We start from the raw sequence: 24,953 nt of genomic DNA on the forward strand, positions 1-24,953 counted from the left end.
GCGAGCATTCGAGGGAGTGCGGTCGATTACGCGGTTGGCACGCTGGGTGACCTCCGCTGATCGACTTCGAGGGACCCTAATGGCCTGCTAGTCTTCGGCGAAACAGCGCCGAAACACGCTGAGCACCGAGCCACCCCTTCGGTGACGGCGTCGGGCGGGAGCCGCAGGGATGACGGCTCCGTCGGCGCGAGCCCCTGTGTGTTCTACCGCCCTACTCCCTTGATGCGAGCGATACCTATGAGCGCTTCACCATGCCCGGAATCCGTTTCCGAAGACTTCATCTCATCCGACCCCCGGTGGTACAAGAGAGCCGTCTTCTACGAGGTTCTGGTCCGCGGCTTCCGTGACTCCAACGGTGACGGCACCGGCGACCTGCGCGGGTTGATCGAGAAACTCGACTACCTGCAGTGGCTGGGCGTCGATTGCCTGTGGCTGTTGCCCCTGTACGAGTCGCCGTTGCGCGACGGCGGCTATGACATCGCCGACTACATGAAGATCCTCCAGGAGTTCGGCGACCTGGCCGACTTCGTGGAGTTGATCGAGCAGGCGCACAAGCGGGGCCTGCGCATCATCACCGACCTGGTGATGAACCACACCAGCGACAAGCACCCCTGGTTCCAGGCGTCCCGGCACGACCCCACCGGCCCCTACGGCGACTTCTACGTCTGGTCGGACGACCCCACGCGCTACCCCGACGCGCCGATCATCTTCATCGGGGCCGAGGAGTCCAACTGGACCTACGACCCGGTGCGCGGGCAGTACTACTGGCACCGGTTCTTCCACCACCAGCCCGACCTGAACTACGACAACCCCGCCGTCCAGGACGCCATGCTGGAGGTCCTGCGGTTCTGGCTCGACCTGGGCATCGACGGCTTCCGCCTTGACGCGGTGCCCTACCTGTTCGAGCGCGAGGGCACGGCCTGCTCCGGCCTGCCCGAGACCCACACCTACCTCAAGCGGGTCAGGGCCGAGGTGGACCGCCTGTACCCCGACCGGGTGCTGCTGGCCGAGGCCAACGGCTGGCCCGAGGACGTCGTGGAGTACTTCGGCGACCCGACGACCGGCGGCGACGAGTGCCACATGGCCTTCCACTTCCCGCTGATGCCGCGCATCTTCATGGCGGTGCGCCGTGAGTCGCGCGAGCCGATCTCCGAGATCATGTCGCGCACCCCCAAGATCCCGGAGAACGCCCAGTGGGGCATCTTCCTCCGCAACCACGACGAGCTGACCCTCGAGACGGTGACCGAGGAAGAGCGCGACTACATGCACGCGGAGTACGCCAAGGACCCGCGCATGCGCGCCTACCTGGGCATCCGCCGCCGCCTCGCGCCGCTGCTCGAGAACGACCGCGACCAGATCGAGCTGTTCACCGCGCTGCTGCTGTCCATGCCGGGCTCCCCCGTCATGTACTACGGCGACGAGATCGGCATGGGCGACAACATCTGGCTGGAGGACCGCGACTCGGTCCGCACGCCGATGCAGTGGAGCCCGGACCGCAACGCCGGTTTCTCCGGCGGTGACCCCGGACGGCTGTACCTGCCGGCCGTCATGGACCCGATCTACGGCTACCAGGCCGTCAACGTCGAGGCCCAGATGAAGAGCGGCTCGTCGCTGCTGCACTTCACCAGGAAGATGCTGGCGGTGCGGCGGGAGCACCCGGTGTTCGGCACCGGCGCCTACACCGAGCTGTGGTCGCCGAACTACAGCGTGCTGGCCTTCGTCCGCGAGGAGGGCGACGACCGCATGCTGTGCGTGAACAACCTCTCCAAGCACCCTCAGCCGGTCGAGCTGGACCTGCGCCGGTTCACGGGCATGACGCCGGTCGAGTGCCGGGGCGGGGTGAGCTTCCCGGTCATCGGCGAGCTGCCCTACCTGCTGACGCTGCCCGGGCACGGCTTCTACTGGTTCTCACTCACCCGCCCTTAGAAGACGGCCCTGAAAGAGTGGGAGAAGCGCCGACGCCTTCTCCCACTCTGAGGCGGACCGGCCTCGGGCGCCGGGCCCGCGGGTGACGAGCCCGCGGGTGACGGCCCCGCCGGTGACGGCCCCGGCCCGCGCTCGTCGAAGACGAGGCCGACGCGAGGGCGCCGGCCGTCCCAGGATGCGGCGGGTTACGGCTTGCGGGCGACGGCGCCGCTGAAGGTGTAGTAGGTGGCCGAGCGCTCCCAGGACTCCCCGGGTTCTGCGCGCCAGTCCGCGAGCGGCACCAGGCCGGGCTCCAGCAGCTCGAAGTCGCCGATGAAGCGCATGAGCTCCTCGCGGGTACGCCACCTTCCGGTGCCCAGGTGCTCGTTGAAGACCTTCTCCATGATCTCGGCCTGCTTGTGCGACTCGGGGTGCTCGTCCTGCGCGTCGAAGAAGTTCGACATGGCCAGGAAGCTGCCCGACGCGAGCGGGTCGCGCAGCCGGGCGGCGATGCTCCACGGGTCCTCGTCGTCGTTCAGGTGGTGCAGGATGCTGAACATCAGCAGGCCGACCGGCTCGCTGAAGTCGATGAATTTCCGCAGCGTGGCGTTGGCGTAGATCGCCTCCGGCTCACGGACGTCGGCCTGGATAACGGTGGTGGTGTCGTTGGTGGCCAGCAGTGCCCGGCCGTGCGCGAGGACGATCGGGTCGTTGTCCACGTAGACCACGCGCGCCGCCGGGTCGACCTCCTGGGCGATCTGGTGGACGTTGCCCTGGGTGGGCAGGCCGGATCCGAGATCGATGAACTGGCGGATGCCCTCTTCGGCGGCCAAGTAGTGCACGACCCGTCGCAGGAACCGCCGGCTGGCCTTGCCGGCCTCCTTGGCGTCGGGGACGATGCGCAGCGTCATCTCGCCGATCTGCCGGTCGACGGCGAAGTTGTCCTTACCGCCCAGGAAGAAATCGTAAACACGGGCGATACTCGGCTTGGAGGTGTCTATTTCGGGCGGCAGAGCGGCATCGTCGCTTTTGGCCCAGTTCCAGTCTTCACGATCGGACACGCTCATCCCCACCCTGTCTCCACCGGCCCGCGAGACGCACCGGGATCGAGGCATATGTTAGCGCGCACAACCAGATTTATCCGGATATCGCCACTGAGTCACCGATAACCTCCCGAGGTCGGGGAAGAAAGGGTGGCCACCGGCGATCGAGTCGCGGGACCCGCTCTAACGCGGGGTCACCGGGACCCTGGCGCGGGCGGCCTTCCGGGCGGGGATCAGGGCCACCAGCAGGGACGCCCCGATGGCCGTGACCATGGCCAGCAGCAGCGTCGCCGGCCCGGGCGCCCGTCCGATGCCCGCGCCGATGCCGCTGGCCGCGCCCTGCAGGTCGATCAGGCCGGAGGAGACCAGCGCCCCCGCCGCCGCGCCCACGCCGACGCCGAGCGCCACCAGCAGCCCCGTGCCGGTCACCAGCGTGCCCATGACCTGGCGTGGGGTCAGGCCCATGGCCTTCAGCACCGCCAGGTCCCGGGCGTGGTCGCGCAGCCCCACGGCGCTCGCCGTCAGCAGGTTGGCCAGTCCCAGCAACGCCAGGACCGCGACGAGCGCCACGATGATCACCCGGATCACCGACAGCCGGTCGGCCGGGTTCACCGCCTGCGACACCTCAAGGCCTTGTTCCTGCAGGCGGGCGCGCACGCCGGCCGGCTCGGCGCCGTGCCGTAGCGCCAGGCTGTAGTACTGCGGCGGCAGCGCGTCCTTGGGCGCCAGGGTGTCCAGCGGCACCGAGAGCACCTCGCCGTCCTGCTCGGGCTCCAGCACCCGCCCGACGATGCGGACGATCAGCGGGGTGCCGCCGATGGTCAGCCGGGTGCGGTCGCCGATGCGCACGTGCAGCAGGTCGAGCAGGCCCTGCCCGGCCACGGCCTCGCCCCGGTCGCGGTACAGCCGGCCCTCGACCACCGAGTACGGGTAGGGGTCGGTGACCGTGCCGAGCGCGCGGGTGCGCACCGTGCGCGTCTGCCCGGGGACCAGCGCGTCGACCTCCGTCCCCGGATAGGCCGCCACCACGTCGGCGTCGGCCAGCGCGCGCTGGCCGGCGTCCGTCGCGGGCACGCTCCCCGGCCGGACGGTCAGGACGGCGGCCTGGCCGACCTGTTCCGGATGGGCCTTGAAGCCGTCCAGCGTCGCCCAGACGCCGAGACCGATGGTGATCAGCATCATCGGGATGGCCAGCCCGAACGCCGTCAGCAGCGCCGGCAGCCTGCGGGTGAAGGCGTCCCTGGCCCCGAGCACCAGCGCCGGCGGCAGCCGTACCAGCAGCGCCAGGCGGGCCATGCGCGACAGATGGCCGCGCGGCGGGGTCACCGGCGCGGCCGGGAGCGGCGGCGTGCGGCCGCCGCGCCAGGCGGGCAGCCAGACGGCGATCAGCACCACCAGCGCCGTGCCGAAGGCGATCGCCAGCAGCGGCGCCGAGGACAGCGGCACCACCACCGTGTCCGCCAGCGCGTAGGCGGTGATCAGCCGGCCGATCAGCACCCCGGCCGCGATGCCGGCCATCCCCAGAGTGCCGTGCTCGACGACGAGCATGCGGACGACCTGGCGGCGGGTGAACCCGAGGGACTTGAGCGTCGCGATGTCGCGCCGCTGGGTGAGCACCCGCGCGCCGGTCGCGTTCGCGATGGCCAGCGCCGCCGCCACCAGCCCGGCGACGCCGAACAGCGCCAGCAGCACGCCCAGCAGCCGGTTGTCCAGCTCCATCGACGCCTGTACCTCGCGCCAGGTCGACACGCGTTGCACCTGGCCGGCCAGCTTGGTGATCGTGCGCTGGACGATGAGCGAGGTGTCGTCCGGGTCGGCCAGGCGAAGGCCGGTCACCGACTCGCTGCGCCCGAGCGCCGGCTCGACCTGCTCCAGCGTCGCGGCCAGGGTCCAGGCGACGCCCGGCGTCCATTCGGGGTAGAAGCCCTGGTCGCCGCTCTCGGCCAGCCCGATCACCCGCAGGCCGTGCGTGGCGCCGTTCAGGCCGATGACCGTGAACGGGCCGCCGGTGCGCAGCCCGGCCGCGCGGGCGAAGGAGCGCTCGACGACCACGCCGTTGGCGTCTCCCGGGTCGAGCCAGCGGCCCTCCCGCAGGACGGGCCGGCCCACCGAGGGCAGGACGGCGCTCATCTCCTGCAGGGCGACGGGCGTCTTCTTCCCGCCCTGGACGAGCGTCGCGGGCGCGCTGCGGTACGGGCCCGCCACGTCGGTGACGCCGTCCAGCGCCTTGAGCGCCGCCGGGTCCGGGGCGTCCCTGGTGTGCAGCCAGACGTGCGCGCCGTTGCCCCGCGTGAACAGGCCCCGCCACGGGTTGGTGCCGTCCTCCAGCAGGGTGGCGGCGGTGATCAGCGCGGTGACGATGCCGGCGACCACCAGCACGGTGAGCACCGCCTGCGCCCGCCGCGCCCGCAGGTCGGCCCTGATCCACCGCCTCTCAGCCGTGTTAATGGCGCTCGCTCCGCTCACGCGGGGCGAGACCGCCCTTGAGCCGGCGATCTGCGGTCGTCAGCCGAAAGCACTCGGTCCTCGCACTTCCGCCTTCCTCCCTTAGATCGCCGGCGCGGCCTCGCCCGTGCTCATGGCGATCATTCCCTCGGACGAAAGAAGAGATCCCAGCTCCTCTCATCCGCGCAGCTCCACGACGTCGCCGGGGCCGCCCTTGCGGCGGCGGACCGGGGCGATGGCGCCGTCGTCGACGACCTGGCCGTCCAGGAGGGTGACGACCCGGTCGGCCAGGCCGGCGACGCGGGCGTCATGGGTGACCATGACGATGGTCTGGCCCTGCCGGTGGACCTGGCCGAGCAGGCGCAGAACGTCGCGGGTGTTGCGGCTGTCGAGGTTGCCGGTGGGCTCGTCGGCCAGCAGGACCTGCGGCTGGTTGGCGAGCGCGCGGGCGAGGGCGACGCGCTGCTGCTCGCCGCCGGACAGCCGGCCCGGCGCGGAGTCGGCCTTGTCGGTGAGGTTCAGCTCGCACAGGAGGTACTCCCTGCGCTCGCGCGCGTGCTTGGGGGACGCGCCGGCCAGCAGGGCGGGGAGCTCGACGTTGTCGGCGACGGTCATGTTGTCGACGAGGTTGAAGAACTGGAAGACGAAGCCGATCTTCTGGCGGCGCAGGATGGCCCAGGCGCTCTCGTTGAGGGTGTCGGCGCGATGGCCGTCGATCCAGATCTCGCCGCTGGTGCGGGTGTCCAGGCCGCCGAGCATGTGGACCAGCGTCGACTTGCCCGAGCCCGACGGCCCCATGATGGCCACGAACTCCCCGCGCTCGACCCGCAGGTCGACGCTCCGTACGGCGGGCACCGGCAGGCCGCCGGTCTGGTAGATCTTCACCAGGTTGACCGTGTGCAACGCGGGCGTCGCCGGGTGGGGCGGGCCGGGGGGCGCGGTGGTCACTGGTCACTCACCACTTTTCCTTGGTTCACTTCGTCAGAGCAGATCCTCCTGGCAGCGCTCCAGCCAGTCGAGATCCGCCTGGAGATGGAGCATGGCGCCTTCGATCAGCAGGTGCGCCGGGCGGTTGTCCTGATCGGTCTGTTCGGCGAGTTCTACCAGATCGCGCATGATAGCGAGGTAATGCCGGCGCTGCCGGTTGATCAGCGCCATGCGGTCGGCGATGCCGGTCATGGGGGCGAGCACGAGCTTCATGAAGAACTCGTCCCTCACCCGCGGCCCCTCGGTGGGCGAGTCGACCCACTCGTCCAGCGCCTCGCGGCCCTGGGCGGTGCAGTAGTAGACCTTCTTGTTCGGGCGGTTGGACTGCTCGACGTCGACGCTGCGGATCAGGCCGTCCTTCTCGAGCCTGCCGAGGGTGACGTAGATCTGCCCGATGTTGGGCGACGGGTAGGCGGTGCCGAAGATCTGTTCGAGCGCCTGTTTCAGCTCGTACCCGTGGGCAGGTTCCTTCGCCAGGAGCGCCAGCAGCTGGAGCCGCACGCCCCACCTCCCTCGGGCCTCGCGTTACCTATGTGTTACGGACCAATCCGTTGACGTCCACATTATCGCTATGCATAACATGCATGCATCTACATAACACGCATGTAACCCAATCAACATCCGGAGGACACGTTGCGCCGCCTGGCCCCCGTACTCGTCGCAGCGCTGCTGGTCAGCGGCTGCGCCGGGCTGGGCGAGGGCGACGCGGTGCAGACCGGGGGCACCGACGGCACCGGGCCGATGACCTTCGCCACCGGGCGCGACACCACCGGCTACATGCAGCCCCTCATCGACAAGTGGAACCGGGAGCATCCCAAGGAGCAGGTCAGCCTCCTGGAGCTGCCCGAGGCCGCCGACGAGCAGCGGGCCCAGATGGTGGCCAACCTCCAGGCCAGGAGCGAGCGCTACGACGTGCTCGGGCTGGACGTGGTCTGGACGGCGGAGTTCGCCGACGCGGGCTGGATCGTCCCGCTCGACCGCAGCATGTTCCCCCTGGACAAGCTGCTGCAACCGGTCGTGGACACCGCCCTGTACCAGGGCAAGCTCTACGCGGTGCCCTACACCAGCAACGCGGGGCTGCTCTACTACCGCAAGGACATCCTGTCCGCCGAGCACCTCAAGCCGCCGAAGACCTGGGCCGAGCTGCGTGAGCAGGCCGTCCGCCTCGGCAGGAAGTACAAGCTGGACGGCTACGCCGGCCAGTTCCTGCCCTACGAGGGCCTCACCGTCAACTACGCCGAAGCCGTGCAGTCGGCGGGCGGCGAGATCCTCAGCCCGGACGGCACCAGGGTCACCCTCGACCTCCGTACCGCCGCCACAGGGCTGGACTTCCTGGTCGGCGGGCTGCGCCAGGGCTGGATCCCGCAGGAGTCCCTCTCCTACAAGGAGGAGGAGTCCCGGCTGGCGTTCCAGCAGGGCAAGCTGCTGTTCGCCCGCAACTGGCCGCACGCGTACGGGCCGGCCACCCGGTCGAGCATCGCCGGCAAGTTCGCGGTGACCCGGCTGCCCGGCCTCGACGGGCCGGGGTCGAGCACGCTCGGCGGGCTCAACCTGGCCATAAGCGCTTACTCCAAGCACCAGAAGTCGGCACTGGACTTCATCCTCTACTTCACCGGCCTGGCCAACGAGCGCAGCGTGCTCACCGAGGGCTCCTTCCCCCCGGTATGGGCCGAGCTGTACGACGACCCGGCCCTCATCAGGCGTTATCCGTATCTCCCGGTGCTCAAGCAGAGCATCATGTCCGCCCGGCCCCGGCCGGTCTCCTCCAAATACGACCAGGTCAGCCTGGTGATCTCGAGCGCCGTCTCCGACGCGCTCAACCTCAGGAAACCCAGCGACGAGACCGTCGCGACCCTGAAGCAACAGCTCAGCGAGATCATTCGCACCCCATAGAGCGGGGGCGATCCCCCCGCGCATCCCTTCATCCCAAAAATCCGATATTCGCTTTCTGGGCCTCAACAGGAGGTAGCACCATCATGCGTGCCAAGACGACTGCGGTGGTGGCCGGGCTCATGCTCGCGGCCACCGCGTGCGGCGGTCAGTCCGGCGAGACCACGCCTTCCGCCAGCGCCGGCGGCAGCAGCGCCCCGGCCGCCAAGTCCCTCGCGGGGACGACGATCGAGATCGCGGCCAAGTGGACCGGCGACGAGCAGAAGTACTTCCAGAAGGTGCTCACCGCCTTCGAGGAGAAGACCGGCGCCAAGGTGACCTACGCCTCGACCGGCGAGGACACCGGCGCCTACCTCGGCCCGCGCATCCAGGGCGGCAACCCGCCGGACGTCGCGGTCCTGCCGCAGCCCGGCCTGGTGCAGCAGTACGCCGACCAAAAGGCCCTGAAGCCGCTGTCGACCGAGGTGCAGGCCCAGATCGACCAGAACTACACCCCGTACTGGAAGAGCCTCGGCTCGGCCGGCGGCCAGGTGTACGGCGTGCTGGTCAAGGCCGCGCACAAGTCCATGATCTGGTACCGCGCCCCCGCCTTCGACGACGCCGGCGCCCAGCCCGCGACCACGTGGGACGAGCTGATCACCAAGACCGCCCAGACGCTGGCGGACTCCGGCACCGCCCCGTTCGCGCTGTGCGCCGCCTCCGGCTGGACGCTCACCGACCTGTTCGAGAACGTCTACCTCTCCACCGCGGGCCCGGACAACTACGACAAGCTGTCCAAGCACGAGATCCCGTGGACCGACGCCTCGGTGACCACCGCGCTGGAGAAGATGGCGCAGATCTTCGGCAAGAAGGAGTTCATGCTCGGCGGCTCCTCCGGCGCCCTGCAGACCGACTTCCCGACCTGCGCCACCCAGGTCTACGGCCAGAAGAAGGCCGCCATGGTGATCGAGGCCGACTTCGTCGCCTCCTCGGCCGTCCAGTCCGGCGCCAAGGTCGGCGAGGACGCCAAGATCATGCCGTTCCCGAAGGCCGGCGACACCGCCCCGGTGGTGCTCGGCGGCGACGTCGCGGTGGCGATGAAGGACTCCAAGGGCGCCATGGCGCTGCTGGAGTACCTCGCCTCCGCCGAGGGCGGCTCGATCTGGGCGAAGAACCCCGGCTACCTGTCCCCCAACCGCAACGTCTCGCCCGACAACTACCCTGACCCGCTGACCAAGCAGCTCGCGCAGACGATCATCTCGGCCGGCGAGGCCGTCCGGTACGACATGTCCGACCTGGCGCCGAGCGCCTTCGGCGGCACCGACGGCAAGGGCGAGTGGAAGGACCTGCAGGACTTCCTGCGCGACCCCAAGGACATCAAGGGCGCGCAGGAGAAGCTCGAGGCCGACGCCGCCAAGGCCTGGAAGAAGTAGGGACGCAGGCCGTGACCGAACGGTTGGACGGCCCGCAGACCCCGCGTGGCGACGACGAGGTCGTCGCCCGCGGGGCCTCCCCCGGACCAGAAGAGACCCCAGAAGAGACCCCGGAACAGACCACGGCGAACGACCGGACCGCCCCCGCCGCACCGGCCGGGAAAGCGCATCCCGCGCTCGAGGACGTGGCCTCCGGTGAGGACGGCACGACGAGCGCCGCGCCGCCGGAGCTCGCCACGGGCAACGCCGCGCCCAAGGTGGCCTACGGCCGCTCGGGCAACCTCGGCCCCTCACCCAAGGCGGCCGCGCTGTTCCTGCTCCCGGCGTTCGTCCTGCTGGGCGCCTGGGTGGTCTACCCGATCATCTACTCCATCATCCGCAGCCTGTACGACGCCAACGGCGGCACGTTCGTCGGCCTTTCGAACTACGGCGCCATCTTCAGCGACTCGGGCACCCTGACCACGATCAGGAACAACCTGATCTGGGTCGTCGTCGCCCCGAGCCTGGTCACCGTCCTCGGCCTCATCTTCGCGGTGCTGACCGAGCGGGTGCGCTGGGCGACCGCGTTCAAGCTGGTCGTGTTCATGCCCATGGCGGTGTCGCTGCTCGCCTCCGGCGTCATCTTCCGCCTGGTCTACGAGCAGGACCCCGACAAGGGCGTCGCCAACGCCATCATCACCTCGGTGCACGACGTGTTCGCCTCCAGCAGCGGCTACCCCGGCGCGCGTCCCCGGGAGAACGACCAGGCGCCGGTGGTGGCGGACAAGGGCGCGGTGCTCACCCGGCAGCCCGCCCAGGCGGGGCAGCAGGTCATCATCCCGCTGGTGGGCATGAAGCCGGACGCCCTGCCCGCGGGCGCCGCCAAGGCCAAGCCCGCCGCCGCCGCGCCCGGAGAGCTGTCCGGCACGGTCTGGCTGGACTTCACCCCCGGCGGGGGGACGGTCAACCAAATCGACGGCAACGAGAAGGGCATGCCCGAGGTGACCGTCGAGGCGGTCTCGGGCGGCGCGGTCAAGGCCACCGCCACGACGGCGGCCGACGGCACCTTCCACTTCTCCGGGCTCCCCGCGGGCTCCTACCAGGTGCGACTGCCGCAGTCGAACTTCGCCCAGCCGTTCGGCGGGCTCACCTGGCTCGGCCCCGCACTGATCACTCCGGCCATCATCGGCGCGTTCATCTGGGTGTGGGCCGGGTTCGCCATGGTGCTGATCGCGGCGGGCCTGTCGGCCATCCCGCGTGACGCCCTGGAGGCGGCCCGCATCGACGGCGCGACCGAGTGGCAGGTGTTCCGCCGCATCACCATCCCGCTGCTGTCCCCGGTGCTGCTCGTCGTCCTGGTAACGATGATCATCAACACCCTGAAGGTCTTCGACCTGGTCTTCGTCATCGCCCCGGGATCGGTGCAGCCGAACGCCAACGTCATCGCGCTGGAGATGTGGCGGGTCTCCTTCGGCGGCGGCGGGAACCAGGGACTGGGCAGCGCGCTGGCGATCTTCCTGCTCGTGCTGGTCCTGCCATTCATGATCATCAATATCCGGCGGTTCCGGAGGGAGCAGGCATGACGACCCTCACCGCGTCCCAGCCTGGCACGACCAGCAACGCCGGCGCGCTCCGGCGCGGGATGCTCTCCCGGATCATCGACCGGGCCGGCGGCGGGCTGGTCCAGCTCGTCCTGATCGTGCTGGCCCTGTTCTGGCTGCTGCCCACGCTGGGCCTGCTGGTGGTGTCGCTGCGCGGCGACACCGACAACAACTCCAGCGGATGGTGGACCTTCTTCACCAAGCCCGCACAGCTCACCTTCGAGAACTACGGCAACCTGCTGGCGACCGGGTTCACCTCGTCCTTCTGGAACACCGTGGCGATCACGGTGCCCGCGACCATCCTGGTCATCGGGTTCGCCGCCATGGCGGGGTACGCCTTCGCCTGGATCGAGTTCCCCGGACGCGACGCGCTGTTCATGGTGGTCATCGCCCTGCTGGTGGTGCCGATCCAGATCGCGCTGATCCCGATCGCCAAGATGTACGGGGCGGTGGGCATCTTCGGCTCCGTCCCGGGCGTGGTGCTGTTCCACGTCGCGTTCGGGCTGCCGTTCGCCATCTTCCTGCTGCGCAACTTCTTCGTCGGCATCCCCAAGGAGCTGCTGGAGGCCGCGCGCATGGACGGCGCGGCGGAGTGGAAGATCTTCGCGACGGTGGTGTTCCCGCTGGCCAAGCCGGCGGTCGCCTCCCTCGGCATCTTCCAGTTCCTGTGGGTGTGGAACGACCTGCTCGTCGCGCTGGTCTTCGCCGACACCGACGCCCAGCCGATGACCAAGGCGCTGCAGTCGCAGATGCGGCAGTTCGGGACCAACGTCGACATCCTCGCGCCAGGCGCCTTCCTGTCGCTGATCATCCCGTTGGTGCTGTTCTTCTCCTTCCAGCGGTACTTCGTCCAGGGCCTGCTCGCCGGCTCGGTGAAGTGACCGCCCTCCGGGTGCCCGTCTCGCGGGGGCAGACGGGCACCCGGGCTCGCCGGTCGGCCGGGAAGGGCACTCGGGGGCGCCGCCACGCGGCTAAGATCCCGGCATGACCGCTCGTCCATTAACCGAAGTCGTCGAGTCCGGGTGGGCCTCCGCCCTGGAGCCGGTCGCCCAGCGCATCTCGGCGCTCGGCGACTTCCTCCGCCAGGAGATCGCCGAGGGCCGGCAGTACCTCCCCGCCGGGCAGAACGTGCTCAGGGCCTTCCAGCAGCCCTTCGACCAGGTGCGCGTGCTCATCGTCGGGCAGGATCCCTACCCGACGCCGGGCCATCCCGTCGGCCTGAGCTTCTCGGTGGCCCCGGACGTGCGCCCGATCCCGGGCAGCCTGGTCAACATCTTCAAGGAGTACACCGCCGACCTCGGCCACCCGCAGCCCTCCAACGGCGATCTCACGCCCTGGACCGAGCAGGGGGTGCTGCTGCTCAACAGGGTGCTCACCGTCGCCCCCGGCAAGCCCGCCTCCCACCGGGGCAAGGGGTGGGAGCAGGTCACCGAGCAGGCCATCCACGCCCTGGTCGCCCGCGGCACCCCGCTGGTCGCCATCCTGTGGGGCCGCGACGCCCGCTCGCTCAAGCCGATGCTCGGCCCGGTGCCGTGCGTGGAGTCCGCGCATCCGAGCCCGCTGTCGGCCCGCAACGGCTTCTTCGGCAGCCGGCCCTTCAGCCGCGCCAACCAGCTCCTGGAGCAGCAGGGCGCCACCCCCGTCGAGTGGAAGCTCCCCTGACGGCCACGCCTTCCCGCGATCCCGCCCCCTGACCGCCCCTGCCCTCAGCCATCCGGCCGGGTGACCCCCGTCCCGCCTGCCACGGCGGGCGGGGTTCGTCCGGGTCAGCCGCCGGCCGGGAGCCGGAGGGTGAAGACCGAACCGGCGCCCGGCTCGCTCACGACGGTGGCCGAGCCGCCGTGCGCCTCGGCGAGCTTGCGAACGATGGCGAGGCCGAGCCCGCTGCCGCCGGTGCGCCGGTTGCGCGACCTGTCCGCGCGCCAGAACCGCTCGAACACCCGCGCGAGGTCCTCCGGCGCGATGCCGCACCCGGTGTCGGCGACCTCGATCACCACCTGCCCGTCCCCGCCGCGGGCGCGCAGGCCGACCGTTCCCCCGGCGGGGGTGTGCCGCACCGCGTTGGACACCAGGTTGCCGACCGCCTGGCGCAGCCGCACCGGGTCGGCGACCAGCGCGGGCTCGCCGTCCACCTCGGTCGACAGCGTGACGCCCGCCGCCCGCGCCGTTTCCCGGTGCATGGTGGCCACCTGCTCCAGCAGGTCGGCCGGTTCGACGGGCTCCTTGTGCAGCGCCAGCTCGCCGGCGTCCGCCTCGGCGAGGTCGCGCAGGTCGTCGATGACGTGCTGGAGCAGCAGGGCCTCCTCCAGCAGCGAGGACACCAGCGCCCCGTCGGGGTCGGCGATGCCGTCCTGGGTCGCCTCCAGCCAGCCGCGGATGTTGCTCAGCGGGGTGCGCAGCTCGTGGGCGACGTCGCTGACCATCGCCGTGCGCAGTTCCTCCAGCCGCTCGCGCCGCTCGGACATGGCGTTGAAGGCCGCCGCGAGCGCGCCGATCTCGTCCCCGCCGGTCACCGCGACGCGGGCGGTGACGTCCCCCTGCTCCATGCGCCGCGCCGCGCCGGTCAGGGCGCGCAGCGGCCGGACGAGCCGGACGCCGGCCAGCGCGGTCACGGTCACGGTGGTCAGCAGCACCAGCGCGGCGACCCCGGCGATGCGCGTCTGGTTGGCCGGGGACAGATCGAAGATCGTCGAGGCGTCCGCGCCGCGGCTGCTGACGAACAGCAGGGCGGTCGGCGCCACGTACGGCGCGAGCTGCTCGCGGCGGCTCGCGGCGATGCACCCGGGCACGTACTCGCCCGGCACCGGGGCGGCGCCCGCCTTCGACGCGGCGCGCGCGACCGCCGCCACCCGCGCGGGAGGGATCTGCGGGGCGGGGCCGGGCAGCGGGGTCCAGGTGAAGTCCAGGCCCAGCCGCACCTCCGGCGCCCGGCGCCGGGCCAGGCAGGTGTTGACCAGCCCGGTGAGCCGGCCGAGCGCCGCGGCCTCGGTCGGGGTGGGCCTGTCCAGCGCCTGGCTGCCGCACCGTGTGCCGAGGCCGGGGCCGACGTCGTGGGTCTCCACGCGCGGGCGGCCGCTCGGCCCGTACACGATCTCCGCGGGGGCGCCGAACACCGTGCGCAGACAGCTCACCCGCTGCTCGGCCGCGGCGCGGAGCCGCCGCCGCTCCCCCGCGGGCAGCCGGAACGGGCCGACTGCGCGCGGGTCGATGCGGCCCGACGACGCGCCGGCGGCGAGCGCGGTGTCGGCGAGGGCGGTGTCGATGGCGAGCGGCTCGATGACGGCCGCCGGGCGGGCCGGCAGCGTGAGCGGGCCGCGGTCGGAGTCAAGGAGGGTCCTGCGGTCCTCGGTGGTCAGCGTGATCCGGCGTCCGATGCGCGACGCCAGGCGGGCCACGGTCGGCCCGGCGCCGTCCCAGGAGGTGTGGCCGGCCGCGTAACCGAGCAGCGCGTCGTACACCCGCGCGTCGTCGGCCAGCGCCTGGCCCTGCTCCTGCCTGATCGCGACGCTCGTGCTGCGGACGGTGAGCCAGGCGGTCGCCGCGATCGAGCACAGCGACACCAGCACCGAGACGGCCAGCAGCCGCACCAGCAGGCTCCGCCGCAGCGGCACCTCGCGTGCGACCCGGCCCGCCTCAGGCGTCACCCTGCCTGTCTCCCGTGCCGCCCGCCCCGCCTCGGGCGGCACGCGGCCGCCTCGCCGGATCACGCGGGGCGCCTCAGGCATCGCCCGGTGACCGCCCGCCCACGGCGGCCAGCTTGTAGCCGACCCCGTAGACGGTGACCAGCCGCACGGGCGCGCGCGGGTTCGGCTCGATCTTCTTGCGCAGGTTCATGACGTGCACGTCGACCGTGCGGGAGGTGATGTAGCGGTCGAACCCGTGCAGGTGGCCGAGGATCTGCTGCCGGGTGAACACCCGGTCCGGCTGGGACGCCATCAGCTCAAGCAGCTGGAACTCCCCTGGAGTGCACTCGACGGGCGCGCCGTCCACGCGCACCTCGTGGCGGGCCGGGTCCACGCTGAGCCCGCCCGCGCGCAGCGGCGGGGCGGCGGCCGGCGACGGCGCGGCGGCGGCCGCCGCCCGGGTGCGCCGCAGCAGCGTACGGACCCGGGCCATCAGCTCGCGCGGGCTGTACGGCTTGGTCATGTAGTCGTCGGCGCCGAGATCCAGGCCGAGGAGCAGGTCGTCCTCGGTGGCGCGGGCGGTCAGCATCAGCACCGGCAGGTCGGACTCGGCGCGCAGCACGCGGCACACGTCGAGCCCGTCGACCTTGGGCATCATGACATCCAGTACGAGCAGGTCGGGGGCGCGGTCGCGGACGGCGTCCAGCGCGGCCCGGCCGTCGTGCACGGCGACGACCTCGTGGCCCTCGTGTTCGAGATAGCGGCGGACCAGCTCGGCCTGTTTGACGTCGTCCTCCGCGACCACGACATAAGCGCACATATCGCCGAGCTTAGGCGAGCCGGCCCGCGCCCTTCCCCCGCTTCGTCACGGCCCTCCCGCAGCTCACAGGATGACCACCACCTGCTGACACCTTCCTGACATTCGGCCGGCGCCACCGGAAGCTGATCGGTCCCTGACAGGTTCCTCATATCCGGCGTGCAGGGTCTGCCCCATGAATCACACCGCTCCCACCCAGCTCCGCCGCCGCCCGGCGAGGCGCGGCGCGCTCGCCGCGACGACGCTCGCCGGACTGTGCCTGGTGACCGCCGCCTGCGCGGACGCCTCCGCCGCCGCACGCGACCCCCGCCCCGCCCCGGTGGCGGCCTCCGCAGGCCCGGCCGCGGCCCCTGCCGCGTCCGCGCCGTCGAGCGCCGCGCCGCGCGCCGGGGACGCGCACGGCAAGCGTCCCCAGCTCCGCCTCGACAGCACCACGGAGGAGGTGTACAGGTACCGCAAGGCGTACGCGGAGTGCCTGAAGGACAACGGGATGCCGCAGAGCGCCGGCACGTACACCCCGGCCCAGGAGTCCGCCTACCAGGCCGCGCGCAAGGCGTGCCAGGACAAGGTCCCGCTGCTGCCGCCGGAGCTGGACCCCAAGCAGAACCCCCACTACGCGGCCTCCGTGCGCGTCCAGGTGAAGTGCATGCAGGACCACGGCTTCAAGGTCCACCTGGTCCCGGCCCCCGCCTCCGACCCCAACGCGCTCGGCTGGACCTACGACGAGCTCCCCGGGGACGACGTGGACATCGACGAGATCCAGAACGAGTGCCGGGCGAAGGGCTTCGGCGGCGGCGCGGCCATCACCCCCGGCCCGGCGTGACCCCTCCGGCCACGTGACCTTCCGGCCGCGCGGCCGTTCAGGCCATGAGATCATTCCGGCCCGCGCGGCCGTTCAGGTCAGGTGACCCGTTCAGGCGTGCGCCACTTCAGGCCGCGTGACCCCGGCGCGCGGGCAGGCACCCGGCCCGCGCGCCGGCCCTGACGAAGGCCCCTGAGGGTCCTCAGGCGGGCCCCCAGAGGGGCGGGCCCTCAGGGGGGCGGGTCCTCAGGCGGGTCCTCAGGCAGGCGGGTCCTCAGAGGGTGGCGCGGTCGAGGGCGGCGCCGACCAGGGCGCGGGCCTCGTCCTGGACCTCGGCCAGGTGCTCGGGGCCCTTGAAGGACTCGGCGTAGATCTTGTAGACGTCCTCCGTCCCCGACGGGCGGGCGGCGAACCAGGCGTCGGCCGTCGCGACCTTGATCCCGCCGAGGGCGGCCCCGTTGCCGGGGGCCGCGCTCCGCACGGCGGTGACGGGGGCGCCGGCGAGCGTGTCCGCCGTGACGTCGCCGGCCGACAGCCGGGCGAGCACGGCCTTCTGCGCCCTGGTGGCGGGCGCGTCCACCCGCGCGTACGCCGGGTCGCCGAACCGGGCGGTCAGGTCGGCGTAGTGCTCGCTCGGGGACCGGCCGGTCACCGCGACGATCTCCGAGGCCAGCAGCGCCAGGATGATGCCGTCCTTGTCGGTGGTCCAGACCGAGCCGTCGCGCCGCAGGAAGGACGCGCCGGCGCTCTCCTCGCCGCCGAAGCCGAGCGAGCCGTCGAGCAGCCCGCCGACGAACCACTTGAAGCCGACCGGCACCTCGTACAGCTCACGGCCGAGGTCGGCCACCACGCGGTCGATCATGCCGCTGCTGACCATGGTCTTGCCGACCCGCGCGCCCGACGGCCATCCGGGGCGGTGGGCCCACAGGTAGGAGATGGCGACGGCCAGGTAGTGGTTGGGGTTCATCAGCCCCCCGTCGGGGGTCACGATGCCGTGCCGGTCGGCGTCGGCGTCGTTGCCGGTCGACACCTGGAAGGCCGTCCGGCCGGCGATGAGCGAGGCCATCGCGTACGGCGACGAGCAGTCCATGCGGATCTTGCCGTCCCAGTCGAGCGTCATGAACCGCCAGGACGGGTCGACCTCGGGGTTGACCACGGTGAGGTCGAGCCCGTGCCGCTCGGCGATCTCGCCCCAGTACGCGACGCTGGCGCCGCCCAGCGGGTCGGCGCCGATGCGCACCGACGCGCCGCGGATCGCCTCGACGTCGATCACCGAGGGCAGGTCGTCGACGTACGCGCCGAGGAAGTCGTACCGCCCGGTGGTGTCGGCGGCCAGGGCTCGCGAGTAGGGGATCCTGCGGACCTCCTTCAGGCCGTCGGCGATCAGGGCGTTCGCCCGGTCCTGGATCCAGGAGGTGGCGTCGGTGTCGGCCGGTCCGCCGCTCGGCGGGTTGTACTTGTAGCCGCCGTCGGCGGGCGGGTTGTGGGACGGGGTGACCACCACGCCGTCGGCCAGGCCGGAGGTGCGGCCGCGGTTGTGGGTGAGGATGGCGTGCGACACCGCGGGCGTCGGGGTGTAGCCGTCCCGGTCGTCGATCAGGACCGTCACGCCGTTGGCGGCGAAGACCTCCAGGGCCGAGACCCGGGCGGGCTCGGAGAGCGCGTGGGTGTCGATGCCGAGGAAGAGCGGGCCGTCGGTGCCCTGTGCCGCGCGGTACTCGCAGATGGCCTGGCTGGTGGCCAGGATGTGCTCCTCGTTGAAGGCCGTGGCCAGTGAGGACCCGCGGTGGCCCGAGGTGCCGAAGGAGACCCGCTGCTCCGCGCGGCCGGGGTCGGGGCGCAGGCTGTAGTACGCCGTCACGAGACGGGCCACGTCCACCAGGTCGGATGCCTGCGCCGGCTGCCCAGCGCGCTCGTGCACCATGAGAACTCCTCGTCTCACCGCTCTACGGTCAGGGGGGCACTACCCGCGCGAGATCCCGTTCATCCGGGAATCGCCGCTCATGGATGGCGCCTCGCGGCCGATGGTACTCAAGCGTCGCCCGGCGCCCCATCACCCGCCCGCGTCGCCGAGACGATCTTCATGGCCGCGTGGCCGGCCTCCTCGACGGCGGCGGGGATGTCGAGCACGGGATAGATCACGTGGTGCACCGTCCGGGCGCGGTCCACGACCAGGATCAGGCGCTTGAGGCGGAGGGTCTGCCCGGCGCGGAAGGTCGGCAGCCGCAGCGCCGCGGCGAACTGCGCGTCCATGTCCGACAGCAGCGGGAAGGTCAGCCCCTCGGCCCGCGCGAAGGCCTCCTGCTCGTCGGGGCGCTGGGTGCTGACGCCGTGGACGGCGACGCCCTCGGCGGCGAAGGCCGGCTGGACGTCCCGGAACAGCCGGTTCTCCAGCGTGCAGCCGACCGCGCCCGGCAGCGAGCCCCAGTAGGGCGGCAGCGGCGCGGGAACGCCGGTCGCCGGATAGGCGAACAGCACCGTGGCCGCGGCGTCCGCCACCACGTCCAGCGACGCGGGGGACGCCTGCGTGCCGGGCCCTTTCGCCGGCCCTTCCGAGGCCTGACCGCCCGGCTTCCCGGACTCGCTCACCGGCGGCGGGAGGGTGGCGGGGAGAGCGAGCGGGCCGGGGACGCGGGAGCCGAGCAAGCCGTGGACGCGGCCGGCCTCGGCGCTGTCGGGGTCGGCGGTGCCGGTGAGGGACCCGTCGGCGAGCAGCCAGCGGTCGGCCCAATCCTGCATCGAGATGAGCACCGGCGCGAGCGCCCGCCCGGTGCCGGTCAGGACGTACTCGTACCGCGCCGGGCCGCTCTGGTAGGGGCGCCGGTCGAGCACCTGGTGCTCGACGAGATGCCGGAGCCGTTCGGTCAGCACCTTGCGCGAGATGCCGAGCTCGGCGAGCAGTTCCTCGAAGCGGTGGTGGCCCCGCGTCACCTCGCGGACGATCAGCAGGCTCCACCAGTCGCCGATCACCGCGGCGGCCTGCGCGATCGCGCACTGGAGATCGTGCCCGCGAGGTTCCCGTGCCATGCGGCCACTTTACGCCCTCAGCGGGTCTCTGATAGAAACTAATCAGTTTCTAAAGGAGACTTATATGCTCAGCCCCCCGGCACGCATCCTCTGGGCGACCTTTCTCCGCACCTGGACGATCACCAGGCGCGCCTATCCGTGGTCGTACTTCATCGGCACGCTCATGCTCGGCGTGTTCACCGTCGGCCTCGCCCACCTCGGCCTCGCGGCCATCGGCGGCGGCCGGGTGGCTGGCGACTTCGCCGCCACGACCGGCTCGGCCGACTACCTCGGATACATCACCGTCGGCGCCGCGGCGTTCATGTTCACCACGCACGGCGTCCTGTGGGTGGCCAAGGCCCTCATCCAGGAGCAGCGCGAGGGGACGATGGGAGCGCTGCTGGTCGCGCCCGCCGCCCGCCTGCCCTACCTGCTCGGCTTCGCCGCGTTCGCCTTCACCGCCATCGCCCTGGAGGTGGCCGTCCTGCTCGCCTGCGCGCTGGCGCTCGGCGTGCGCCCGTCGGCGAGCGGCGCCGCGGGCGCCCTGACCGCGCTGCTCACCCTGGCCGTGGCGGTGTTCGGCATGTCCATGGTGCTGAGCGCCGTGATGATCAGCGCGGGCGAGGCGCACATCACGCAGAACACCGTGTTCTTCGCCGTCGCCCTGCTGTCCGGCTTCACCTTCCCCCGCCAGGACCTGCCGGCGGCACTCCAGTGGCTCGGCGAGCCGGTGCCCACCACCGCGGCCATGGACGTCGTGCGCGGCGTCTTCACCACCGGAACGGGCGCGCCGCCCGGCCGGCTCGCCATCGCCCTCGCCCTCGGCTGCGCCTACGGCGTCGCCGGACTGCTGTGGCTGCCGCGCGCCGAACGGCGCGCGATGGAGAGGAGCTACTGACCCGTGATCGAGACCGAGGACCTGCGCAAGGAGTTCCGCGCCGGCCGCGCCGGCTTCGTGCGCCGCCGCTCCGGCCGCGCCGTCACCACCGCCGTGGACGGGCTGACCCTGGCGATCCCGCCGGGCCGGGTGACCGGCCTGCTCGGGCTGAACGGCGCGGGCAAGACCACCACCATCAAGATCATCGCCACGCTGTTGCGGCAGACCTCCGGCACCGTGCGGGTGGACGGCCTCGACCCGCTCAGGGACCCGAACGCGGTGCGCCGCCGGATCAACCTCATCGCTGGTGGCGAGCGCATGGTCTACGCCCGGATGACCGGCCGGGAGAACCTGTGGTACTTCGGCCAGCTCTACGACGTGCCGCGCGGCGTGCTGCGTCCCCGCATCGACGAGCTGCTCGCCCTGGTCGGGCTGGACGCCGCCGCCGACACCGTGGTCGAACGCTATTCGCGCGGCATGGCCCAGCGGCTGTCCATCGCCCGCGGACTGATCAACGACCCCGCCTACCTGCTGCTGGACGAGCCGACCCTCGGCCTGGACGCGCCCATCGCCCGCGACCTGCGCCGCGTGGTCGCCCGGCTCGCCCGGGAGGGCAAGGGCGTGCTGCTCACCTCGCACTACCTGGCCGAGGTCGAGGAGCTGTGCCGGCACGTGTACGTCATCGGGAACGGCAGGCACCTGACGGAGGGCAGCCCCGCCGAGCTGACCGCGCGGACCGGCTGCCACCGCCGGGTGCGGGTCACCGTCGCCGGGCACTCCGCGCGGGTGGAGTCGGCCGTGGCCGCCTTCGCCGGGCGGCTCGGCGTCCGCGCCGACGTCGAGGTCGCCGAGAACGGCGACATGACCGTCTCGCTCAGCCATCCCGACGAGATCGCCGGCCCGCTGACCATGGCGATCGTGGACGCGGGCGGCACCCTGGCCGGGCTTGAGGTGGCCGAGCCCTCCCTGGAGGACGCCATCCTCACCCTCAACGACGAGGCCGGGCTGGTCACCGCATGAACGACCGCGAACCGCGCGAGGCGCTGCCGCACTCCGCCCTGCGCCCGCACGAGGCCCTGCTGTACGGGATGCGCCCGCCCGGCGACCCCGGACCCGCGCACGAGAGAAGGCGCCCCATGGCCGCGCCGCCGCGCCGCCCACCGGAAAGGACCACGGCGGACCGGCGCGCTGACCCCCCGGGAAAGAGCACGACGTACGGACGCGCTGACCCCCCGGGAAGGACCGCGGCGGACCGGTGCGCGGTCCGCTCCGGGAGGGTCGCCGTCATGCCGGTGATCGCGCACATGGGCAGGGTGTTCGCCGCCGAGGCGCTCAAGCAGCACCGCCGCGTCTTCGGCAGCAAGCTCGTCGTGTTCTCGATGCTGATCTGGCCGCTGATGCAGCTCGCGGCCACCTATTACACGGTGCGCCCGCTCGCGGCGACGCCCGGGATCGCCGAGCGCTGGCCGCTCGCCGCCGACCCCGGACGGCTGCTGGCGTTCCTGGCCACCGGCACGCTCGGGTTCGCCTTCTTCTTCTCCCTGGTGCAGTCGGCCTGGCACTTCTCCTTCGAACGGGTGACCGGCACGCTGGAGCTGCTGTTCCTGTCCCCCGCCAACCGCCTGGCCATCGTCGTCGCCAACGGCTTCGGCGCGCTGGTGCAGAACGTGTGGCTGTTCACCTGTTTCATGGTGGCGATGTTCACCGTGCTCGACGTGGTCCACGTCGCCCACCCGGCCATGTACGCCGTGGTCTTCCTCGCCCTGCTGGTGCCGGCCGTCGCCTGGGGTGCCTTCCTGAACTCCCTGCTCATCTTCTCCCGGGACTCGGCGTTCCTCTACACGCTGCTGGACGACCCGATGTGGTTCGCCGCCGGGGTGCGCCTGCCACTGTTCGCGCTGCCGGGATGGGTGCGGGCGGCAGGCTCGGTGCTCCCGCTCACCGGCAGCCTGGTCGTGGTGCGGGGCGCCCTGCTCGACGGGCGCACTCTGGCCGGCCTGGCGCCCGACCTGCTGGCGCTGGGCGCGCTCTCGGCGCTGCTGGTGCTGGCCGCCGTCGTGGCGCTGCGCCTGGGCGAGGCCACCGCCCAGCGCACGGGACGCCTCAAACTATTCTGATCGCGGCCAGAGCGATCGGCGCCGTCCACCCCCACCGGCACCCTGGCCGCCGGCTCCGCCCGACCACCCGCGACGCCCGGAGTGACCATGTACATCCCCCGGCATTTCGCCGCCCCCGGCCCCGCCGCCGTCGCCGAGCTGCTCGGGCGCGCCGGAGCCTCGGACCTGATCACCATGACCCCCGGCGGCATGGTCGCCACGCTCGTGCCGTTCGTGTTCGACCCCTCCGCCGGGGAGCACGGGGCCCTGCTCGGGCACCTGGCCCGCAACAACGAGCAGTGGCGGCACGCCGGCGGCGGCACCGAGGCGCTGGTGATCGTCCGGGGGCCCGACGCCTACGTGTCCCCGTCGTGGTACGCCGCCAAGCGCGAGCACGGCCGGGTGGTGCCCACCTGGAACTACGTGACGGCCCACGTCTACGGCCGGCTGGTCGCCCACGACGACCCGGCCTGGACCGGGGCGCTGGTCAGGCGCCTGACCGACGAGCACGAGTCGCGGCGCCCGGCGCCGTGGTCGGTGGACGACGCCCCCGACGCCTACATCCAGGGGCAGCTGAGGGCCATCGTCGGGGTCGAGGTCGTCATCACCCGCGTCGAGGCGAAGTGGAAGCTCAACCAGAACCGCGGCCGGGACGACGTCGAGGGCGTGGTCGCCGGCCTGCTCGACGGCTCCGAGTCCGACCGCGCGACGGCCGGAGCCATGCGCGAGGCGGAGACCATGCGCGAGGCGGAGACCACTCGGAAGGCGGCGGCTCTGCGCGAGGCGGCGGCCCAGGACTGACCCCTGCCCGGCCGCCCCCGGCCGCGTCAGGCCGCCCCCGGCCGCGTCAGGCCGCGTCAGGTCGTGCCCTGCTCCAGGTGGCGCTCCAGGGAGGCGACCTTGGAGGTCATGGCGTCGCTCACCCCTTGGCGCACGTCCGCCTTGAGCACCAGGCTCACCCTCGGCGCGACCTCGGCGACGGCCTCGACGGCGCGCCTGACGACGTCCATCACCTCTTCCCACTCGCCCTCGACGGTGGTGAACATCGCGTCGGTGCTGTTGGGCAGGCCGCTCTCGCGGACGACGCGGACGGCCCGCGCCACAGGTTCGGCGACGCCCTCGCCCACGCCGAGGGGGGTCACCGAGAAGGCTACGATCATCTATCCATTGTCGAGGGCGACCAGCGGCGCCGGGTAGCCGGGTACCGGCCTGGGCAGCTTCCACGGCTCGTGGACCGCCTCCGCCGGCAGGCCGGCCAGCTCGGGGACGTACCGCCGGACGTACTCGCCGTCGGGGTCGAACTTCTTGGCCTGCCGGACGGGGTTGAGCACCCGGTTCGGCCGGGTGTCGTTCCCCGTGCCGGCCACCCACTGCCAGTTGCCCCAGTTGTCCGGGATGTCGGCGTCCAGGAGCAGGTCGGCGAAGTGCTCGCCGCCGATACGCCAGTGGACCTTCAGCCGCCGGGTCAGGTAGGAGCCGGTGATGAGCCGGGCGCGGTTGTGCATCCATCCCTCGGCCGCGAGCTGGCGCATTCCGGCGTCCACGATCGGCAGCCCGGTCCTGCCCTCGCGCCACGCCTGCGCGGCCTCCCCGTCATCGTTCCAGTCGACCTGGCGCTCGCGGTAGTCGCGCCGCGGCAGGTCGGGGAAGGCGAGCGCGACCTGGTAGTAGAAGTCGCGCCAGCAGATCTGCCGCACGAAGGCGTCGCCGCCGTGCCGGCCCTCCGCGCGCGCGGCGACCTCCGACGGCGACACGCACCCGAAGCGCAGGTAGGGGCTCAGCATGGAGGTCCGCTCGCGCGGCAGGTCGTCGTGGCCCTCGGCGTACCCGGCCAGGCCGTGCGCCAGCCAGTGCTCCAGCCGCCCGCGCCCGGCCGTCTCGCCGCCCGGCAGCATGCCGTGCGGCGGGCCGGGAGGCGGCAGCTCCCCCGGCTCCACACCCGGGGCCAGGCTCACCGCGTCCGGCGCCGGCAGGACGGGCCTGCGGGCGGCGCCCGACCAGGCCCGCCAGTACGGCGTGAACACGCGATAGTGGTCTCCGCCGGTGGGCTGGAGCGCGCCGGGCGGCACCACGGTGACGCCCGGGAACAGGCGCAGGAGCAGCCGGTGGGCCGCGCACGCCTCGGCCAGGCGGCGCTCGCGCCGGCGGGCGTAGGCGCTGACGTCGGCGGAGGTGAACACGGCCTCCGCCCCGAGCTGTGCGGCCAGCCGCATCGTCTCCTCCACCGGGTCGCCCCGGCGCACCACCAGGTCGCCGCCGCGCTCGCGCAGCGACGCGCGCAGGTCCTGCAGCGCCTCGTTCAGGAACCTCTGGCGGCCGCGCGCCCGTATCGCCGGATCCTGCACGAACAGCGGCACCACCGACCGGGCCCGCGCGCAGGCCTCGGCCAGCGCCGGGTGGTCGTGCACACGAAGATCTCTGGTGAGCAGCACGATGATGGTCTCCACACCAGTGCCTTCGCGCGATCACC

At 72.1% G+C, this 24,953-nt stretch carries 21 protein-coding genes; 11 read left to right on the forward strand and 10 right to left on the reverse strand.

Going from position 1 to position 24,953, the window contains the following annotated elements; genetic code table 11:
- Positions 1-237: 237 nt before the first annotated feature.
- Complete coding sequence (gene treS, locus ACWEN6_RS16380; protein WP_452570919.1) at positions 238-1,926, forward strand: maltose alpha-D-glucosyltransferase; 1,689 nt, start codon at positions 238-240, stop codon at positions 1,924-1,926.
- A gap of 185 nt (positions 1,927-2,111) precedes the next feature.
- Here treS and ACWEN6_RS16385 read toward each other — a convergent pair whose 3' ends face one another.
- The 4 genes from ACWEN6_RS16385 to ACWEN6_RS16400 form a co-directional block, all read right to left on the reverse strand.
- Positions 2,112-2,966, reverse strand: a complete 855-nt coding sequence (locus ACWEN6_RS16385) for an SAM-dependent methyltransferase (protein ID WP_452570920.1) — start codon at positions 2,964-2,966, stop codon at positions 2,112-2,114.
- A 165-nt stretch (positions 2,967-3,131) separates the two neighbouring features.
- Complete coding sequence (locus tag ACWEN6_RS16390) at positions 3,132-5,414, reverse strand: FtsX-like permease family protein (protein ID WP_452570921.1); 2,283 nt, start codon at positions 5,412-5,414, stop codon at positions 3,132-3,134.
- A gap of 156 nt (positions 5,415-5,570) precedes the next feature.
- Positions 5,571-6,341: an ABC transporter ATP-binding protein gene (locus tag ACWEN6_RS16395; RefSeq protein ID WP_452570922.1), complete on the reverse strand. Its 771-nt coding sequence runs from the start codon at positions 6,339-6,341 to the stop codon at positions 5,571-5,573.
- A 33-nt stretch (positions 6,342-6,374) separates the two neighbouring features.
- The gene (locus ACWEN6_RS16400) at positions 6,375-6,881 is read right to left on the reverse strand and encodes a PadR family transcriptional regulator (protein WP_354841717.1); all 507 of its coding nucleotides are present in this window, start codon (positions 6,879-6,881) and stop codon (positions 6,375-6,377) included.
- Positions 6,882-7,013: 132 nt separating this feature from the next.
- Between ACWEN6_RS16400 and ACWEN6_RS16405 the strand changes: the two genes are divergently transcribed.
- The 5 genes from ACWEN6_RS16405 to ACWEN6_RS16425 all read left to right on the forward strand — a co-directional run bounded on the left by ACWEN6_RS16405 (position 7,014) and on the right by ACWEN6_RS16425 (position 12,924).
- Positions 7,014-8,273, forward strand: a complete 1,260-nt coding sequence (locus tag ACWEN6_RS16405; protein ID WP_452570923.1) for an ABC transporter substrate-binding protein — start codon at positions 7,014-7,016, stop codon at positions 8,271-8,273.
- 83 nt (positions 8,274-8,356) lie between these two features.
- Positions 8,357-9,682, forward strand: a complete 1,326-nt coding sequence (locus tag ACWEN6_RS16410; RefSeq protein ID WP_354916398.1) for an ABC transporter substrate-binding protein — start codon at positions 8,357-8,359, stop codon at positions 9,680-9,682.
- Between the two features lie 11 nt (positions 9,683-9,693).
- Positions 9,694-11,244 (forward strand): carbohydrate ABC transporter permease, encoded by a 1,551-nt coding sequence (locus ACWEN6_RS16415; RefSeq protein WP_452570924.1) that lies wholly within the window; start codon positions 9,694-9,696, stop codon positions 11,242-11,244.
- Positions 11,241-12,143: a carbohydrate ABC transporter permease gene (locus ACWEN6_RS16420; protein ID WP_452570925.1), complete on the forward strand. Its 903-nt coding sequence runs from the start codon at positions 11,241-11,243 to the stop codon at positions 12,141-12,143. Before ACWEN6_RS16415 ends, ACWEN6_RS16420 begins: the two co-directional genes overlap by 4 nt.
- A gap of 103 nt (positions 12,144-12,246) precedes the next feature.
- On the forward strand, positions 12,247-12,924 hold the full coding sequence (locus tag ACWEN6_RS16425) for a uracil-DNA glycosylase (RefSeq protein ID WP_452570926.1): 678 nt from the start codon (positions 12,247-12,249) through the stop codon (positions 12,922-12,924).
- 104 nt (positions 12,925-13,028) lie between these two features.
- On the opposite strand, the gene ACWEN6_RS16430 is transcribed toward ACWEN6_RS16425, so the two are convergent.
- Together ACWEN6_RS16430 and ACWEN6_RS16435 are read right to left on the reverse strand one after the other, a co-directional pair.
- Complete coding sequence (locus tag ACWEN6_RS16430) at positions 13,029-14,906, reverse strand: HAMP domain-containing sensor histidine kinase (protein WP_452570927.1); 1,878 nt, start codon at positions 14,904-14,906, stop codon at positions 13,029-13,031.
- 73 nt (positions 14,907-14,979) lie between these two features.
- Positions 14,980-15,705 (reverse strand): response regulator transcription factor, encoded by a 726-nt coding sequence (locus ACWEN6_RS16435; protein ID WP_452570928.1) that lies wholly within the window; start codon positions 15,703-15,705, stop codon positions 14,980-14,982.
- 172 nt (positions 15,706-15,877) lie between these two features.
- Between ACWEN6_RS16435 and ACWEN6_RS16440 the strand changes: the two genes are divergently transcribed.
- Positions 15,878-16,525: a hypothetical protein gene (locus tag ACWEN6_RS16440; protein ID WP_452570929.1), complete on the forward strand. Its 648-nt coding sequence runs from the start codon at positions 15,878-15,880 to the stop codon at positions 16,523-16,525.
- A 253-nt stretch (positions 16,526-16,778) separates the two neighbouring features.
- Here ACWEN6_RS16440 and pgm read toward each other — a convergent pair whose 3' ends face one another.
- Entirely contained in the window at positions 16,779-18,428 is a 1,650-nt protein-coding gene (gene pgm, locus ACWEN6_RS16445) for a phosphoglucomutase (alpha-D-glucose-1,6-bisphosphate-dependent) (protein ID WP_452570930.1), read from the reverse strand.
- A gap of 107 nt (positions 18,429-18,535) precedes the next feature.
- Entirely contained in the window at positions 18,536-19,531 is a 996-nt protein-coding gene (locus ACWEN6_RS16450; RefSeq protein WP_452570931.1) for a winged helix-turn-helix transcriptional regulator, read from the reverse strand.
- A gap of 64 nt (positions 19,532-19,595) precedes the next feature.
- Between ACWEN6_RS16450 and ACWEN6_RS16455 the strand changes: the two genes are divergently transcribed.
- The 4 genes from ACWEN6_RS16455 (at position 19,596) to ACWEN6_RS16470 (ending at position 23,284) form a co-directional block, all read left to right on the forward strand.
- Positions 19,596-20,408 carry an ABC transporter permease gene (locus ACWEN6_RS16455; protein ID WP_452570932.1) on the forward strand — a complete coding sequence of 271 codons (813 nt, stop codon included), beginning with the start codon at positions 19,596-19,598 and terminating at the stop codon, positions 20,406-20,408.
- Between the two features lie 3 nt (positions 20,409-20,411).
- Complete coding sequence (locus ACWEN6_RS16460) at positions 20,412-21,407, forward strand: ABC transporter ATP-binding protein (RefSeq protein ID WP_452570933.1); 996 nt, start codon at positions 20,412-20,414, stop codon at positions 21,405-21,407.
- Positions 21,408-21,673: 266 nt separating this feature from the next.
- Positions 21,674-22,504: an ABC transporter permease gene (locus ACWEN6_RS16465; protein ID WP_452570934.1), complete on the forward strand. Its 831-nt coding sequence runs from the start codon at positions 21,674-21,676 to the stop codon at positions 22,502-22,504.
- A gap of 87 nt (positions 22,505-22,591) precedes the next feature.
- Positions 22,592-23,284, forward strand: coding sequence for an FMN-binding negative transcriptional regulator (locus ACWEN6_RS16470; RefSeq protein WP_452570935.1), 693 nt, complete (start codon positions 22,592-22,594; stop codon positions 23,282-23,284).
- A gap of 56 nt (positions 23,285-23,340) precedes the next feature.
- Here ACWEN6_RS16470 and ACWEN6_RS16475 read toward each other — a convergent pair whose 3' ends face one another.
- Both ACWEN6_RS16475 and ACWEN6_RS16480 read right to left on the reverse strand, forming a co-directional pair.
- On the reverse strand, positions 23,341-23,643 hold the full coding sequence (locus ACWEN6_RS16475) for an MTH1187 family thiamine-binding protein (RefSeq protein ID WP_452570936.1): 303 nt from the start codon (positions 23,641-23,643) through the stop codon (positions 23,341-23,343).
- Positions 23,644-24,930 carry a cryptochrome/photolyase family protein gene (locus tag ACWEN6_RS16480; protein ID WP_452570937.1) on the reverse strand — a complete coding sequence of 429 codons (1,287 nt, stop codon included), beginning with the start codon at positions 24,928-24,930 and terminating at the stop codon, positions 23,644-23,646. It lies immediately after the preceding gene.
- Positions 24,931-24,953 lie beyond the last annotated feature (23 nt).

Source organism: Sphaerisporangium sp. NPDC004334 (genome assembly GCF_053602655.1).

Bases quoted from the DNA above. Each gene is read 5' to 3' on its own strand.
- treS (WP_452570919.1), top strand. From the start codon at position 238: ATGAGCGCTTCACCATGCCCGGAATCCGTTTCCGAAGACTTCATCTCA.
- ACWEN6_RS16410 (WP_354916398.1), top strand. From the start codon at position 8,357: ATGCGTGCCAAGACGACTGCGGTGGTGGCCGGGCTCATGCTCGCGGCC.
- ACWEN6_RS16420 (WP_452570925.1), top strand. From the start codon at position 11,241: ATGACGACCCTCACCGCGTCCCAGCCTGGCACGACCAGCAACGCCGGC.
- ACWEN6_RS16425 (WP_452570926.1), top strand. From the start codon at position 12,247: ATGACCGCTCGTCCATTAACCGAAGTCGTCGAGTCCGGGTGGGCCTCC.
- ACWEN6_RS16435 (WP_452570928.1), bottom strand. From the start codon at position 15,705: ATGTGCGCTTATGTCGTGGTCGCGGAGGACGACGTCAAACAGGCCGAG.
- ACWEN6_RS16440 (WP_452570929.1), top strand. From the start codon at position 15,878: ATGAATCACACCGCTCCCACCCAGCTCCGCCGCCGCCCGGCGAGGCGC.
- pgm (WP_452570930.1), bottom strand. From the start codon at position 18,428: ATGGTGCACGAGCGCGCTGGGCAGCCGGCGCAGGCATCCGACCTGGTG.
- ACWEN6_RS16450 (WP_452570931.1), bottom strand. From the start codon at position 19,531: ATGGCACGGGAACCTCGCGGGCACGATCTCCAGTGCGCGATCGCGCAG.
- ACWEN6_RS16455 (WP_452570932.1), top strand. From the start codon at position 19,596: ATGCTCAGCCCCCCGGCACGCATCCTCTGGGCGACCTTTCTCCGCACC.
- ACWEN6_RS16465 (WP_452570934.1), top strand. From the start codon at position 21,674: ATGCCGGTGATCGCGCACATGGGCAGGGTGTTCGCCGCCGAGGCGCTC.
- ACWEN6_RS16470 (WP_452570935.1), top strand. From the start codon at position 22,592: ATGTACATCCCCCGGCATTTCGCCGCCCCCGGCCCCGCCGCCGTCGCC.
- ACWEN6_RS16475 (WP_452570936.1), bottom strand. From the start codon at position 23,643: ATGATCGTAGCCTTCTCGGTGACCCCCCTCGGCGTGGGCGAGGGCGTC.